The 14,545-nt window shown below is 35.6% G+C and carries 16 protein-coding genes and 1 pseudogene; 2 read left to right on the top strand and 15 right to left on the bottom strand.

Annotated features, from left to right (window positions below; all coding sequences use genetic code 11):
- Positions 1-41: 41 nt before the first annotated feature.
- The 6 genes from trmD to BBF96_RS02410 all read right to left on the bottom strand — a co-directional run bounded on the left by trmD (position 42) and on the right by BBF96_RS02410 (position 3,704).
- On the bottom strand, positions 42-812 hold the full coding sequence (trmD, locus tag BBF96_RS02435; RefSeq protein ID WP_127015683.1) for a tRNA (guanosine(37)-N1)-methyltransferase TrmD: 771 nt from the start codon (positions 810-812) through the stop codon (positions 42-44).
- A gap of 10 nt (positions 813-822) precedes the next feature.
- Positions 823-1,320 carry a ribosome maturation factor RimM gene (rimM, locus tag BBF96_RS02430; RefSeq protein WP_236777907.1) on the bottom strand — a complete coding sequence of 166 codons (498 nt, stop codon included), beginning with the start codon at positions 1,318-1,320 and terminating at the stop codon, positions 823-825.
- Positions 1,321-1,393: 73 nt separating this feature from the next.
- Positions 1,394-1,621: a KH domain-containing protein gene (locus tag BBF96_RS02425; RefSeq protein WP_127015681.1), complete on the bottom strand. Its 228-nt coding sequence runs from the start codon at positions 1,619-1,621 to the stop codon at positions 1,394-1,396.
- Positions 1,622-1,663: 42 nt separating this feature from the next.
- Positions 1,664-1,933, bottom strand: a complete 270-nt coding sequence (gene rpsP / locus BBF96_RS02420) for a 30S ribosomal protein S16 (RefSeq protein WP_127015680.1) — start codon at positions 1,931-1,933, stop codon at positions 1,664-1,666.
- Between the two features lie 50 nt (positions 1,934-1,983).
- On the bottom strand, positions 1,984-3,318 hold the full coding sequence (gene ffh / locus BBF96_RS02415; protein WP_127015679.1) for a signal recognition particle protein: 1,335 nt from the start codon (positions 3,316-3,318) through the stop codon (positions 1,984-1,986).
- A 47-nt stretch (positions 3,319-3,365) separates the two neighbouring features.
- On the bottom strand, positions 3,366-3,704 hold the full coding sequence (locus tag BBF96_RS02410; protein WP_127015678.1) for a putative DNA-binding protein: 339 nt from the start codon (positions 3,702-3,704) through the stop codon (positions 3,366-3,368).
- A 682-nt stretch (positions 3,705-4,386) separates the two neighbouring features.
- On the opposite strand from BBF96_RS02410, the gene BBF96_RS02405 reads away from it, so the two are divergent.
- Positions 4,387-5,589, top strand: a complete 1,203-nt coding sequence (locus BBF96_RS02405; protein WP_127015677.1) for an ISL3 family transposase — start codon at positions 4,387-4,389, stop codon at positions 5,587-5,589.
- Positions 5,590-5,648: 59 nt separating this feature from the next.
- On the opposite strand, the gene BBF96_RS02400 is transcribed toward BBF96_RS02405, so the two are convergent.
- The 7 genes from BBF96_RS02400 to BBF96_RS16320 form a co-directional block, all read right to left on the bottom strand.
- On the bottom strand, positions 5,649-5,834 hold the full coding sequence (locus tag BBF96_RS02400; protein ID WP_127015676.1) for a hypothetical protein: 186 nt from the start codon (positions 5,832-5,834) through the stop codon (positions 5,649-5,651).
- A gap of 2 nt (positions 5,835-5,836) precedes the next feature.
- Positions 5,837-6,070 carry a hypothetical protein gene (locus BBF96_RS02395; RefSeq protein ID WP_127015675.1) on the bottom strand — a complete coding sequence of 78 codons (234 nt, stop codon included), beginning with the start codon at positions 6,068-6,070 and terminating at the stop codon, positions 5,837-5,839.
- 63 nt (positions 6,071-6,133) lie between these two features.
- Positions 6,134-6,400, bottom strand: coding sequence for a restriction endonuclease subunit S domain-containing protein (locus BBF96_RS02390; RefSeq protein ID WP_205665693.1), 267 nt, complete (start codon positions 6,398-6,400; stop codon positions 6,134-6,136).
- Between the two features lie 339 nt (positions 6,401-6,739).
- Positions 6,740-8,017: an MFS transporter gene (locus BBF96_RS02385; RefSeq protein ID WP_127015674.1), complete on the bottom strand. Its 1,278-nt coding sequence runs from the start codon at positions 8,015-8,017 to the stop codon at positions 6,740-6,742.
- Between the two features lie 28 nt (positions 8,018-8,045).
- Positions 8,046-9,218 carry a radical SAM/SPASM domain-containing protein gene (locus BBF96_RS02380; protein ID WP_127015673.1) on the bottom strand — a complete coding sequence of 391 codons (1,173 nt, stop codon included), beginning with the start codon at positions 9,216-9,218 and terminating at the stop codon, positions 8,046-8,048.
- A gap of 193 nt (positions 9,219-9,411) precedes the next feature.
- On the bottom strand, positions 9,412-9,870 hold the full coding sequence (locus BBF96_RS02375; protein ID WP_127015672.1) for an SPASM domain-containing protein: 459 nt from the start codon (positions 9,868-9,870) through the stop codon (positions 9,412-9,414).
- 258 nt (positions 9,871-10,128) lie between these two features.
- On the bottom strand, positions 10,129-10,305 hold the full coding sequence (locus BBF96_RS16320; RefSeq protein WP_164730858.1) for a hypothetical protein: 177 nt from the start codon (positions 10,303-10,305) through the stop codon (positions 10,129-10,131).
- Between the two features lie 988 nt (positions 10,306-11,293).
- Between BBF96_RS16320 and BBF96_RS02365 the strand changes: the two are divergent.
- Positions 11,294-12,088 (top strand): annotated as a pseudogene (locus tag BBF96_RS02365) (transposase); the annotation flags it as partial.
- A gap of 241 nt (positions 12,089-12,329) precedes the next feature.
- On the opposite strand, the gene ftsY reads toward BBF96_RS02365, so the two are convergent.
- A complete protein-coding gene (ftsY, locus tag BBF96_RS02360) occupies positions 12,330-13,238 on the bottom strand; it encodes a signal recognition particle-docking protein FtsY (protein WP_418655009.1) in 909 nt (302 codons plus the stop codon).
- A 117-nt stretch (positions 13,239-13,355) separates the two neighbouring features.
- Positions 13,356-14,483 carry a peptidase S7 gene (locus BBF96_RS02355; RefSeq protein WP_127015668.1) on the bottom strand — a complete coding sequence of 376 codons (1,128 nt, stop codon included), beginning with the start codon at positions 14,481-14,483 and terminating at the stop codon, positions 13,356-13,358.
- Positions 14,484-14,545 lie beyond the last annotated feature (62 nt).

Genomic DNA, 14,545 nt, shown 5'->3' with positions numbered 1-14,545 from the left:
TTTTCACACAAAAAATATTATATCATAGACTGTCCCAAAACTCAATATCTAAAAGGTATTTTTTCCTCATCAATTCCCTCTTCGTTATAAATCTCTTCTAATAATTTGTAATCTTCCTCAGTTAAATCCGCCTCAACTAAAAGATCTGGCCGTCTAAGAAGTGTTCTACGTAATGCTTCTTTGCGCCGCCACCTTTCAATCAAAGCATGGTTACCAGTTAAAAGTACATCAGGGACTTTTTTGCCCTGAAACTCCCGGGGACGGGTATATTGAGGATACCCCAAAAGCCCACAATAGAATGAATCATCTTCCTTAGAACTTTCATCGCCCAATACGCCAGGAATCATCCTGGAGACGGCATCAACCACCACCATTGCTGGTAGTTCTCCTCCGGTTAGAACATAATCTCCAATGGAGATCTCTTCATCAATCAGCTCTTCTCTGATCCGCTCATCAATTCCCTCATAGCGACCACAGAGAATGATAATCTCTTTTTTTTCTGCCAATTCAATAGCCTTTTTCTGATTAAAAGTTTTCCCCTGAGGAGACATAAAAATTCGGTGGGGTTTAGTTTTAGCTTTAGCAGTTATATCATAAAAAGCCCGAAAGATGGGTTCGACTTTCATTATCATCCCCGGGCCACCTCCATAGGGGTAATCATCTGTAGTTCTGTGTTTATCAGTAGCATAGTTACGGATATTAACCAGATTGATCTTGATTAACCCCTTCTCTTGAGCCCGTTTTAGAATACTCTCTTGAAAGACACCAACAAACATCTCTGGAAAAATACTCAGAATGTGAAATGTTACCATCAGTCATCACCTAATCTATTAACCCTTCAATAATATGTACAATCATTTTTTTACTCTCCAGATCAATCTCTTTTACTACATCATGAATAGCCGGAAGCAAAATTTCCTTTTTACCCTTCCGAACAATGTAAATGTCATTACTTCCCGTAGTATTGATATCTTCAAGCTGGCCTAAATATTCACCAGTATCGGTATAGACATCTATCCCTATAAGATCATGGATAAAAAAATGACCTTCTGGCAGCTCTACAGCCTCATGAGCTGGAATTTTAATAAAATGTCCCCTTAATTTTTCTGCTTCATTCATGGAATTTACTTCAGCAAATTTGACTATAGCATAATCTTTGTGAAATCTGACATTTTCCACATGCATTCTTTTTATATCTTCTTCATTTTCTAAAAATACTCGATCCAGCTCTAAAAAACGTTCTGGAAAATCGGAAAGAATAAGACATTTTACCTCACCTTTCCGATTGTGAGGTTTAGTGACTTTACCAATGGTGATCATCTCAGACACCCGATACCACCTCTTTAAAAAGTACTTAAGACGTAAAAGACCAGGATAGTACATTCCTGGCCTTTTAAAGAATTTCAACATTTACACGCTTATTTTCCTTAGTAGCGGCAGCTTTAACTACTGTGCGAATAGCTTTTGCAATCCGCCCCTGTTTACCAATAACCTTACCCATATCATCTTCAGCTACAGAAAGCACAATTCTAACTGAGTTACCACTTTCAGTTTCTTTGACAACAACTTCTTCTGGGTTGTCTACTAAGGCTTTTGCGATGACTTCCACTAAATCCTTCACGGGTTATTTACACCCCCTGAACGAGCTTACCCAAACGAGGGGTTATTTATTCTTGCTGGCATTAAATTTTTGCATAATTCCCTGCTTACGGAAAAGGCTTTTTACAGTATCGGAAGGTTGTGCACCTTTTGCCAGCCAATCTAAAGCTTTCTCTTCATCAATCTTTATAGTTTCGGGTTCAGTAGTTGGGTTATAGTAACCCAATTCTTCAATAAATCTACCATCACGTGGAGATCTGGAATCAGCTACTACCACACGATAGAAAGCATTCCGCTTAGAACCCATTCTTCTTAAACGAATCCTTACTGCCATGTCTTTCACCTCCTTTTAAACCCTGCAAATCATGCTGTATAGACTATATTTTAAAAGAAAGGAAATCTCCCAAACTTACCGCCCTTTTGCATATCATTTAACTGTTTCATCATCTTCCGTAACTGATTAAACTGTTTCAACACCCGGTTTACTTCCTGAACGGAAGTACCGCTTCCACGCGCAATCCGTCTTCTGCGACTGCCATTAATAATATCGGGATTGCGGCGTTCTTCTATGGTCATGGAATTGATAATGGCTTCTATATGATCAAGGGCCTTCTCATCTACCTGTAAATTCTTTAAATGTTTAACTTTACCCATACCTGGTATCATACCCAACAACTGATCTAAAGGCCCCATATTCCGCACCTGTTTCATCTGCTCTAAGAAGTCTTCTAAGGTAAACTCCTGTTTTTTCAGTTTCCTCTCTAATTCCTGGGCTTTCTTTAAATCAATACTCTGCTGGGCTTTCTCAATTAGACTTAAAACATCGCCCATACCCAGAATTCTTGATGCCATTCGGTCCGGATGAAATGGCTCCAATGCATCCAGTTTCTCACCCATACCGACAAACTTAATCGGTTTACCAGTCACAGCCCGAATAGATAGAGCCGCACCACCCCGGGCATCGCCATCTAATTTGGTCAAAATAACACCATCAATTCCTAATGCTTCATCAAATTTTTCCGCAACATTGACGGCATCCTGTCCGGTCATGGCATCAACTACCAGAAGAATTTCATGGGGTTTGACGGCAGCTTTTATCTCTTTTAATTCATTCATTAACTCTTCATTTATATGGAGACGACCCGCCGTATCAATAATCAGATAATCCCGTCCGTGGGATTCAGCATAGCTAAGAGCACCTTTAGCAATATCAATCGGATTTGTCTGGTCTCCCATACTAAAGACCGGTATATCCAATCTTTCACCTAATACCTGGAGCTGTTTAATAGCAGCAGGACGATAGATATCAGCAGCAACCAATAAAGGTCTCCTGCCCTGCTTCTCAAGAACCCTGGCCAACTTTCCACAGGTAGTAGTTTTACCAGCCCCCTGAAGTCCCACTAACATAACTACTGTAGGTGGTTTGGAGGCAACAGTTAACTTACTCTGAGTTCCACCCATAAGCTGGGTCAGCTCATCATTTACAATTTTAATTACCTGCTGGCCAGGAGTAAGACTCTCCATAACTTCATGACCCACAGCCCGTTCTTGAATCTTTTTAACAAAGTCTTTCACAACTTTAAAGTTAACATCTGCTTCCAATAGGGCCATCTTAACTTCTCTTAAAGCTGCCTTGACATCCTTCTCTGTTAATTTGCCTTTACCTTTCAACTTATCAAGGGCACTTTGTAATTTTTCGGCCAGACTTTGAAAAACCATTTTATACCTCCTTTTAAGCCAACGACCACAGCCAAAATACCTATTCCTCAACCATCCAAAAGTTGATCAATCAATGTAATAATCTCCTGACGTTTTTCAGGATCACAATCCAGACCTTCTACCAACTCTTTGACTAACTTAATCTTTTTTCTCAGTTCTTTATTCTTAGCCAGGAGTTTAAGTTTTGCCTCATATTCTTTCAACAGTTCTTCAGAACGACGTAAATTATCATAGACTGCCTGACGGCTGACAGCAAATTTTTCAGCAATTTCACCTAAAGAGAGATCGTGTTGGTAATAAAGTTCCATAAATTCCTGCTGTCTTGAAGTCAATAATTGTCCGTAAAAATCGTATAATTCTCCCATTCTAATTTTTTTCTCCAACAAAAATATCACCCGCAAAGCTGTAAAGTTAATTTGCTTTACAGGTGATATTATATACGAATGTTATGGGAATGTCAACAATTATTTTTCAGATTTTCAATCTTGCCAGAATGACTAAACTAAAATTTTTATGGTATTGCTATACTGCAAAAAGCTAATTTGATGATACCGGGGGAAAATCATAATTTCTTTTCTAATCTTTCAACCATTAAGCGCTTTTTCTTTAACCTGTAAATGTAAAAACGTCCGATAATATCCATTAAACTATCTTTACATAATACTTCTTTCCAGAGATAAGCAGTTTTATATCCATCTGGATTGGGTGAATTTCCAGCTCCATTCCGGAGATTTCTGCTGGCCCTGAGAAAGAAAAAATTGAATGGGGGTTAGTGTGTATAGCCCATAACCTGGCTAAACTGGCGGTAGTTTAGAATGTCAGGATATGGTTTTTTATTTTTCTTAACAGAAGAATGATATGTAAACATGAATAAAGGGACTGTGCCCCAAAAATATTTAATTGCTTTTGGGACAGCCCCGTTTTTTTCTATTTCCAGACCTCATCTTTATTTATCTTGGGTCTATAATTAATGTTGTGAAGAAAAAATTATAAAAAATAAAAAGGCATTTGCTGGCTCCGTTGAATTAATTAGTTGCGAACTAAAAACCAAAGAAAGGAGTCCAGCAAATGCAATATAATAATATCATAAAATTTCTTGATTTGCCAGACATTATTGCAACTGAAATTATTTCAACAGAGGACAGATATATTTTTATCGCTGAAGCAAAGAAAAATCACATTGTGTGTCCTCAGTGTGGTAATATCACTAATAAAATCCATGATACAAAATGGCAAAATATTAGAGACATCCCCATAAGAGGTAAACTAGTAATCATTAGACTTCTAAAGAAAAGATATCGTTGTCCTTATTGTCATAAGAGGGGTATCCCTGAAAAATATGAAAGTATTGATAAATATGCCCGTAAAACCAAACGCTTTGATAAATATCTTGCTAAAGAAACTGTCAGCAAGGATTATTCTAAAGTTGCTAGAGAAAACGGGTTAAGTTATACAGCTGTTAATAATGCAGTTAAAAAAGTAGTTGACCCTCTCATTAAACAACAAGTTTCAAAACTTAGTCAATTAAAAGCCATCAGTATCGATGAATTTGCAGTTTTAAAACGCCATAAATATGGAGTTAGCATTACAGATCCAATTAATCGGGAGTTAATTGACATTTTACCTACTCGCAAAAAGGATGATTTAATTGACTACTTTAATTGTTGGGAAGATGAACAAAGACGACAGATTCAATCGATCTCTATGGATATGTGGCGGCCGTTCAAAGCAGTAGCAAATGCAGCATTTACTCATGCAAAAATTGTTATAGATAAATTTCATCTTGTAACTTTAATGAACAGAGCCCTTGATGAAGTTAGAAAACAAGTTCAACAAACAGTAAATAATCATCAGAGAAGAAAGTTTTTTCAAAGTCGTTTATTACTCCAAAAACGAGCTGAAGAATTGACAGATGAAGAACATGAAAAGCTCATCAAATTATTTGAACTCAGTCCAGCTCTAGAAAAGGCCTGGGAATTAAAAGAGGAATTCAGAGACCTATTGCAGCTAGATGATGTGAAAGAAGCCACCAGAGCTCTAAAAAGGTGGTATAAAGAAGTAATAAAAAACAAGCTGATGCCTTTTTACCAGGTAAAAAAGATAATACAAAGATGGGAAGAAAAAATACTAAATTATTTTAAGACTAAGATAACCAATGGCTTTGCTGAGGGTATCAATAACAAGATTAAATTGATCAAAAGGATTGGATATGGTGTTCCAAATGTTATGAATCTAAGGAGAAGAGTATTTAATGCAATGTTAAGTTATTAAATTTAAATGTTTATTTCAAAATCAATTTACCAATCAATTCAACGGAGCCAACTTATCTTTCACAACATTTGACGGAGAGCCTTTATCTTTTTCCCAATTCGGTACAGCTGGATTAAAGTAATAATTACAAGACATATCCCGCCTAAAATTATAGAATATTTCCCATTCCCTAACAGCCCGGTAATAACAACTCCACCAAACAAACCTGTTGCAAAACCGTAACCCCAAAAATAAAATTCCCTCATAATCATGCCTCCTTAGGGGTTTTAGATTTTTGATATCTTTCAACTCTTCGACGAATTCGGTTCCAGACTCCCGTTAAACCCATTAATTTTTTCGCTTCATACAGAGTACTTTTAACCTCTTCACGAACATAATGGGTTCCATTTATAATTAACTCTTCTACCACAACGGATTTTTCATATCTGGCCCACCTTTCTCTAAAGCGTATTGTCAAAAGTTTTTTTAAGTTTTTGACCATAACCCCTTGATATTACTAATTTTTTTATTTAAAACTTGCCACCCCCCTTTTTTGGGGTATATTTTAAGGTTTATTAACAACAAGCGCAATTTTTCCTGGAGTGCCGTCCTTTGTAATAAGCAAATCATTTTCTTTTAACTGTATTTCAGGAGCTTCCTCAAATATTTTCATACTTATATGATAACAGATTTCCCAATTAATAATTCTATTTACAAAATCTATTCCCATAACTAAATATGGTCCTTCCTCAATAAATTCAGCTGAATGTAATCCATGCCATCCTATTCTCCCCTTAACATAAGTTGTATATTTTATCCTTTTAATCTCCAAATGTTCCGGTATCTCCCCAATCCGTTAAATTTCACTATGCTATACTCCAGATAAAATTAACTTTTTCAGAAAAATTGTTCACCATATACCCCCCTTAAAATTATATAATTTATGCCAGGATTATACTGCAAAAAGCTAATTTTGAGCGACATAGAAATTTTTCACTAAACCATCTTAGCGAGATTTCAGTCGAAATAAAGCCTCATCTGAGGATTGATGAGATAATCAAGTCACTGAAATCGAGCTTTAGATGGTTCGAAAAATTTCTCTTAAGTGAAAAATTAGCTTTTTGCTGTTTAACCGTGCTATTGAAAATAGAAAATAGTTTGATTTGCAGTATTATATATTTTTAAAACCTTCAATCCTACTCATTTTTAAACTTAGAATTGTTATAGCTAAACTTCCTATAATAATAAGTATATAAGGAGAAAATACATCCAATAAAATTCCTGAAATGAAATATGCAACAGGCACTAAGCCCTGAGTAAATGTTGAAAAGAAACCGAAAAATCTTCCCCTAACCTCATCTGGAACTATCTTTTGAAATAAGGTTATCATCGGAACATTAAGGAATGCATTAGCTATACCCATTAAGAATATTAGCCCTGCCATTGCCCAAAAAGCTATATTTACTGTAAAAAAGACAATTATTGATGGCTTAACAATAATTCCAATAAAAAATAAAAGTAAACCATGGGACAAAAGACCGCCTATAACAAGTTTGGAATATTTATTGGTTTTTGGTAACAAAGTGATTACTAAAGCACCTAACATTCCTCCAGCGGGGAAAACACTTTCAATAATTCCAAATTGTACTTCCCCCAATCCCATTACCTCTTTAACAATAAATGGCAAAGCCACACCTATAGAACCAATAAAAAAGAAATTCAAGAAGATTACCGCCATGCACAGAGATAATAAAAATTTATTTGTAAAAATAAACTTTAATCCAAAAACAAACTCATTTAAGAAAGAGTTTTTATAAGAATTGATATCTTCCTCTTCTTCTGTTTTAGAAACTTTAATAAAAATTTCCGATACTGCTGATATTAAAAAAGAGATTCCATTAAGCAAAAATACCCCAGTAACTCCTATAAAACCAATTAAAATTCCACCTAAAGCCAGACCTGTTATACTGGTAAGGTTACTAGCAAGGTTTTTCAATGAATTTGCTTGCATTAACTCATCATTTTCGACTAAATTCGGCAGTAATGCAGAAACAGCAGGATCAAAAAACGATTCGGAAATTGAAATTATAACAGTACCTGCTACTAATAACATATAAGATAGTTTATCCACAAATAAGAGGTAGGTCATTACTAAAATAACAACACCCCGGATAATATCCATCAAAACAACCATATTTCGTCGATCGAATCTGTCTACAATTACACCGCTAAAGGGCCCAAAGACAATCCCTGGCAAAGAACCAAACATCAATACTGTACCAAGAACAAATCCCGAACCATATTTTTCAAGTACATGCCAACTTAATGCAATGTAATAAATGCTGTTTCCTAACCATGATACAATTCCTCCAAAATAAAGTAATAAGAAATTACGATTTTTAAGTAATGAAAACTTGTCACTTTTCAATTTGAGTGCTATTTCTGGCATATAAATCTCACACCCTTCATATAGATTCTTAACTAATACCGTATTTTTCTGACATTCCTGTCTTTTTCCACAAATCTTTCAGTATCCAATCAACCATACCCTTAATATATGAACACATCTGAGGATCTTTGTTCCAAATTGTTCCTGACGCTATATAGCTATTATATATGCATCCTCCTCCACAGAGCGAAATAAAAGGACAGTCTATACATATTTCCATATTTAATGGAATACGTTTCGCCCATTCTATAAAATTATCCATTTCAGAAGGATCACAGTTTTTATCTTTAACATTACCTTCAAAAAATGTCCTTGAACCTACAAAACTGTGACATGGTCCCATCATCCCATCTGGAGCAATTACCAATTGACTCCCTGCTGCCCCACAATCTGTAAATCTTATTTTCCCTCTAGCAAAGTCTTTAATCCGTCTATAGGTAGTGCCTTCAATAGCATCATAAGATTGAAGGAGATCATATGTTTCCATAAGTTTTTGGACAAATTCTTCTGTTGAAACCCAGTATGGATTATTATCATTGGGAACTAAACACGGTAATTGAAATTCGATAAACTTTATACCTAATTCTTTGACAAAATACTCCCCAATTTCTGGAAGAGATTTATAATTATGTTGACCAATAGTCGTCGTAATTCCGATATTCAAACCACTCTCTTGATATTTCTTCAAATTTTTAATAACCTGGTCAAAAGTTCCCTGTAGCGTTTTGCTAGTAACCCTAGTCATATCATGATGCTCCCTTTTCCCATCAATTGAAATGGCTATATCAACATTATGTTTCTTACATAATTCCGTCAATTCTGGATTATATAAATATCCATTGGTAATGATTACTATTTCTATAGGATTACTCATATTTGGATAAGTTATCTCTCTAATTTTTGGGATAAGGGCAAACAATAATTTTTGATTTAGTAAAGGCTCTCCACCGTAAAATGTTATTCGACAATTCTCGGGTTGGGTTTTCGCTAGTTGTTTTTTAAATAAGTTTAGTGCTGCAATTCCAGTTTCTATCTCCATAGTATTTATTCGTTTTGTCGAATAATTTTCATTGCCCAAAACCACACAGTATTTACATGCAAGATTACAATCCATAGTGGTAACTAAATACATTGTATCGAATGTAACTTTTGTTTGCGGACAATTATTTTCTAACCATTCCTTTTCAAAATTCTCTTTCACCAGAATATTGTTTTTCCGTAAAAACTCAATAACATCATTTTCTACATCCTGAAGTCTATTTTGTGTTAATAATTCCTAATTCTTATCATCCAAAAAGACAACTTTATGCCCAAAAGGACTATAAATTCCTTTCCAACCAGAAGCAAGATCTATTACATAAAGTTGTTTAGACAAACGCATTTATTATCCCCCCTTATTCTATACTTCCGTATTTTTCTGACATACCCCTCTTTTTCCATAAGTCGTGCAAAATCCATTTAACCAAAGAACACATATAAGTGCAGATTTGGGGATCTTCATTCCAAATAGAATTGCTTGTTATATAGCTATTATAAATACAACCACCACATAATGAAATAAATGGACATTTGGTATATAATGTCATATTTAATGGATAACGCTTGGCCCATTCTCTAAAATTATCAAATTGAGTTAGATCACAATTTGGATCAGCAATATTGCCTTGATAATATTCAAGGAAACCAACCAAACTATGGCAAGGTCCTAACATTCCATCAGGGACTACTACTAGTTGAATTCCAGATGATTTACAATCCCTTAAACGGAATTTCCCTAATACGAAATTTTGTAGTCTTTGACAGCTTGTCCCTTTAACAACATTATATTTATATAAGACTTCAGTAGCTTTCATCAGATATTTTATATTTTGATAGTTTTTTCGTAATCACACATAATGGATTACCTTCTGGAAGTTAGCAGGATACTTGAAATTCTACTACCTCGTTATCACCTAATTCTTTGACAAAAAATTCTGCTATCTTTAGAAGGTCAGAAAAATTGTGTTTTCCTAATGTACTAGAAATACAAACAGATAGACCCGCATCCCGATATTTTTTATAGTGGTCTACAACTTTCTCATAAGTTCCTTTTCCGTCCGTAGTGACGCGGGCTAAATCATGGTATTCTTTTTTCTGTCAATAGATACCACAATATCTACAGAATATTGATTGAATAATTCTGTAAACTCAGGGTTATAAAGATATCCGTTAGTAATAACACCTATTTCCAGAGGATATGTCATATTAGGATATCTTATTTCTCTAAGCTGGGGAATAAGTTTAAACATTTAATCCTGATTTAAAAAAGGGTTCTCCTCCATAAAAGGTTATCTGTGCTACTAGAGGTTAGGTTTCTTGTAAATGTTTGGCATAAAACCTAACAGCGGCTTTTCCAATTTCTATATCCATCCATTTTTTGTGATGGTTTGATGGTTTTTTATTCCCGAGAACAGCACAATATTTGCACAGCAGATTACACTCTGTAGTCAATACTAAATACATCCAATTAAAAGCAATGTTTGGAGAAACATTTTGTTCTCGTAGCCACTTTTCTTCAAAACCCTCCTCCACGACATTATTTGAACTAGATAATCAAATAAATCTTTATCTACCTCGTGATAGTACCCATACTTGATTAAAGCCCAATCCTGTTTCTTAATAAAAACAACTTTATGTTCAAAGGGAGAATACAAACCCTTCCAGCCTAGTGCTAAATCAATAACAAAAATCTGTTCTGATGTCTTTATATAATAACTCCCATTTTGTAAATGATAAAACGGGAATCAGAGTAGAAAAGCTCTGATTCCCTCCCTTTATTTACATGGCCCTACACATAAAATACTTTATACTACGAACATTAATGAATTTTACTTGATAGTAGTTTTTTGCAATTTTCATTGCCTCTTGGCTCATTTTAATAATCTCCACTCTTCTCACTTCCCACTATGTTTTTTAAAGGCTCACAGTCTCCTCATGGGTAAAATGCATAGATGCTGTGGCCTTCAAAAATTGATATTAATTTTCTTATTTTTCATCATTAAATATTCTCCCATTTTGTTAAAAATCCTGCCAAATTAGCCATATTTTTTGGGATAGGTATAATTGTTATACAATTCTATTGTGCGGTTAAGTTATAAAAAAGTGGAGATTTTCTTGCTGACTTTCAGACAAGAAAAAAACCAGCTGGCATTTCAAAACTTAAAAGGAACGAAAAATAACTCTTCGTTATTGTAAGAATATAAAGGTTAAAGCGCCAATTACTCCTATATCTTTAAGGATCACTCTCAAAATGGTACTGCTGAATTTCTAGCTAATGCCATTCACCATGCCAAAAAAGTCACTTCACTACCTCTACTGGTCCACATGGATTCGGGCTATGACAGCATTGAAAACAGAATAATTTGTTTAAGTTCTGAAACTAAAGCTGACTTTATCATAAAACGCAACATGCGTAGAGAAAAACCTGAAACATGGTATGCCATTGCTCAACAAAATGGAACTATGATAAAAAAGCGTGAAGGCAAAATAGTTTATTTAGGTTCTCAGAAAGTTGAATTTAAAGAAAAGACAGAAAATGATGAAGTTAATCATCAAATTCGACTTATTTATAAAGTTACAGAAGAAACAATACTACCAGACGGGCAAACTTTACTAATGCCCAAAATCGAAGTAGACACATACTGGACAAGTCTACCCGATGAGCCAAAAGTTATTATCGAACTTTATGAAAAACATGGTACCAGTGAGCAATTTCATAGTGAGATAAAAACAGATTTAGATCTGGAAAGACTGCCGAGTGGTAAATTTGCTACCAACAATTTGGTTTTACATCCTGGTGTACTGGCTTATAATATATTGCGTATAATAGGGCAAATGATGGTTTGTTCTACGAAAACTCCTTTACGTAAAAAAGCCCAACGCAGACGTATTAGAACAGTCATTCATAATTTGATTTATTATTTAGCATGTCGTTTGGTTTACCATGCTCGACAATATAAACTTTCATTTGGGCATCATAGTCCATGGTTTTTAGTTTTTAAGGAGATTTATCAAAAGCTATCTTACGTATGATTAAACTGCAAAAAGCTAATTTTGAGCGACATAGAAATTTTTCACCAAACCATCTTAGCGAGATTTCAGTCGAAATAAGGCCTCATCACAGGAGGTGATGAGCTAATCAAGTCACTGAAATCGAGCTTTAGATGGTTCGAAAAATTTCTTTTAAAGCGAAAAATTAGCTTTTTGCAGTATGATCATGCCAGATATTTTAGAAAAAAGAACTCCCCTTATTTATGGGGAGATTAATTGCATCTTATTCCTCTGCAAAAAGTGCTGCGATAAAATCTTTTGGATTAAAGTCCTGCAAATCTTCCGCCTTTTCTCCTACCCCAATCAACTTAATGGGTATATCCAGTTCATCTTTAATAGCAATAACAATACCGCCTTTGGCAGTTCCATCCAGTTTGGTAAGAACAATTCCATCCACTTTAACAGCTTCATTAAAGAGCTTTACCTGATTGATGGCATTTTGACCAGTAGTAGCATCAACCACCTGAAGAACCTGAACATAGGCATCATTTGCTTCTTTATCGATAACACGGCGCACTTTTTTTAACTCTTCCATCAAATTTTTCTGGGTATGAAGCCGGCCAGCAGTATCTACAATCAGTAAGTCCACTCCCCTGGATTGAGCAGCATGAATAGCATCAAATACAACTGCCCCGGCATCGGCACCTTCAGAGTGGGCAATTACATCAACACCAACCCGATTTCCCCAGACCTTCAACTGGTCAATAGCTGCAGCCCTGAAAGTATCTCCAGCAGCCAGTAAAATCTTTTTACCCTCTCTTTTTAAACGATCAGCAATCTTGGCTATAGTAGTAGTTTTACCAACCCCGTTTACTCCCACAACCATCAAAATATTAAGACCTTCTTTAAATTCCAGAGGAGAAGGCTCACCCAGTAATTTTTCAATCTCTTCTTTAAAGATACTCCTAAGTTCTCCAGTATCTTTAATTCGTCTCTCATCCACAATATCCCGGAGATCATCAACCAGTTTCATAGTTGTCTTAACTCCTACATCGGCCTGGATGAGAATCTCTTCTAACTCTTCAAAAAACTCATCATCAATAGCCCTTCCGGTAAAGAGAGTTTCCACTTTATCGATAAAACCTTTTCTGGTTTTAGATAAACCCTCTTTTAACCGTGCAAAAAAGCCCACTTTCTTATTCTCTTCCTTAACCTTTACTTCACCCTCCATAACCTCTTCAACAGGTTCAGTCTCGTTTTTTCCAAAAAACTTTCTTAACATTTTTATCCTCCCCATCTAACTTATTTCTCATTTGATTTCAATCGGTTTACAAAGGTCAGTATATTCCTGAGCTATGGCAAATCTTTTCTTCCGGATTTCAGCTTCCTCCTGCGGAGTTTTAGCCAGAAAGAATTTTTGCCCAACTTCTTCATATTCATCTGCTAATTCTGCAACTCTTGGATCTAACTCGATTACAGTAGCACCTCTTACTTCTCCATGTTGATTGTGTCCAATAGCAATAATAGGTCTGCCCCATGTCCCCGGGCCAGCCATGGCATCACCCATATGCATAACTCCTGTACCACCTGGATGGGTATGAACTATTACAGCATTGTCTGGTATCTGTTCAGTATAGACTCTACGCAAAGATTTACCGCTAATATCAGTATAACTGGAAGCTAAAAGCCGGGAAGGAACATAACCCATACCACCTACAACAATCTCACCTTTCTGAACAACATGTCCATTTTCATCTACAAGTCCCATAGCTGCAACTTCCCGACCCTGCTCTATACTGGAAGATTTGGCTACCAGAGCATCAACAAAAGCTTTATCGATAGAGTTAATCTGGAGTCGTTTAAGCTTCCATTCCCTGGTATTAATATTAAAATTGGACTCCTCCATTTCAACCATTGGAAGTTCTTCTGATATATCAAGATACTCCAACCTCAATTCGGTAGAAGCTTTCATCAATTGCCGCTCTTCTTCCATGCTCTTAGCACCCAGAATATCTATCTGCACCTGCTCTGAACGGGTAGCCAGATCAAAAAAATGCTTTTTCGGATAAAGGATACCTATTCCCATTATCTTTTCGCTCTTTATTCCTATATTAACTACAGGAACATCAAATAAATTGATAGCACCTGTACTCACAATGACTCCGGTTGATCCCGGGCTCGTAAAAAGAAGAGCAATATTATCAGCAAGCTGATTAATTCCTTCTAAAAGAGAGCGACCGTCCATATTAACCAACTTAGAAAGAAGCTGGCGGAAAGGGATACCGGAAATCCCTCCATCAACAATCTCAGAACATGCTGTTATATATCCATCTTCATTGATAAGACCAATAGCTCCAACACCGCGCCCCTGACCTAACTCATTACTCCGTTCTACCATTCGTTCTACAATCGGTTTTGCAATCCCTTGAATCTTCATAATCTACCTCCCATGGTCTATTCTTAAATGTGTACTTTATCAATAGTCTATCACTGGTAAAT

The sequence above is a fragment of the Anoxybacter fermentans genome, assembly GCF_003991135.1.
GTDB lineage: Bacteria > Bacillota > Halanaerobiia > DY22613 > DY22613 > Anoxybacter > Anoxybacter fermentans.
Note: the sequence above shows the minus strand (reverse complement) of the source record. Positions and strands in the feature narration are given on the sequence as shown.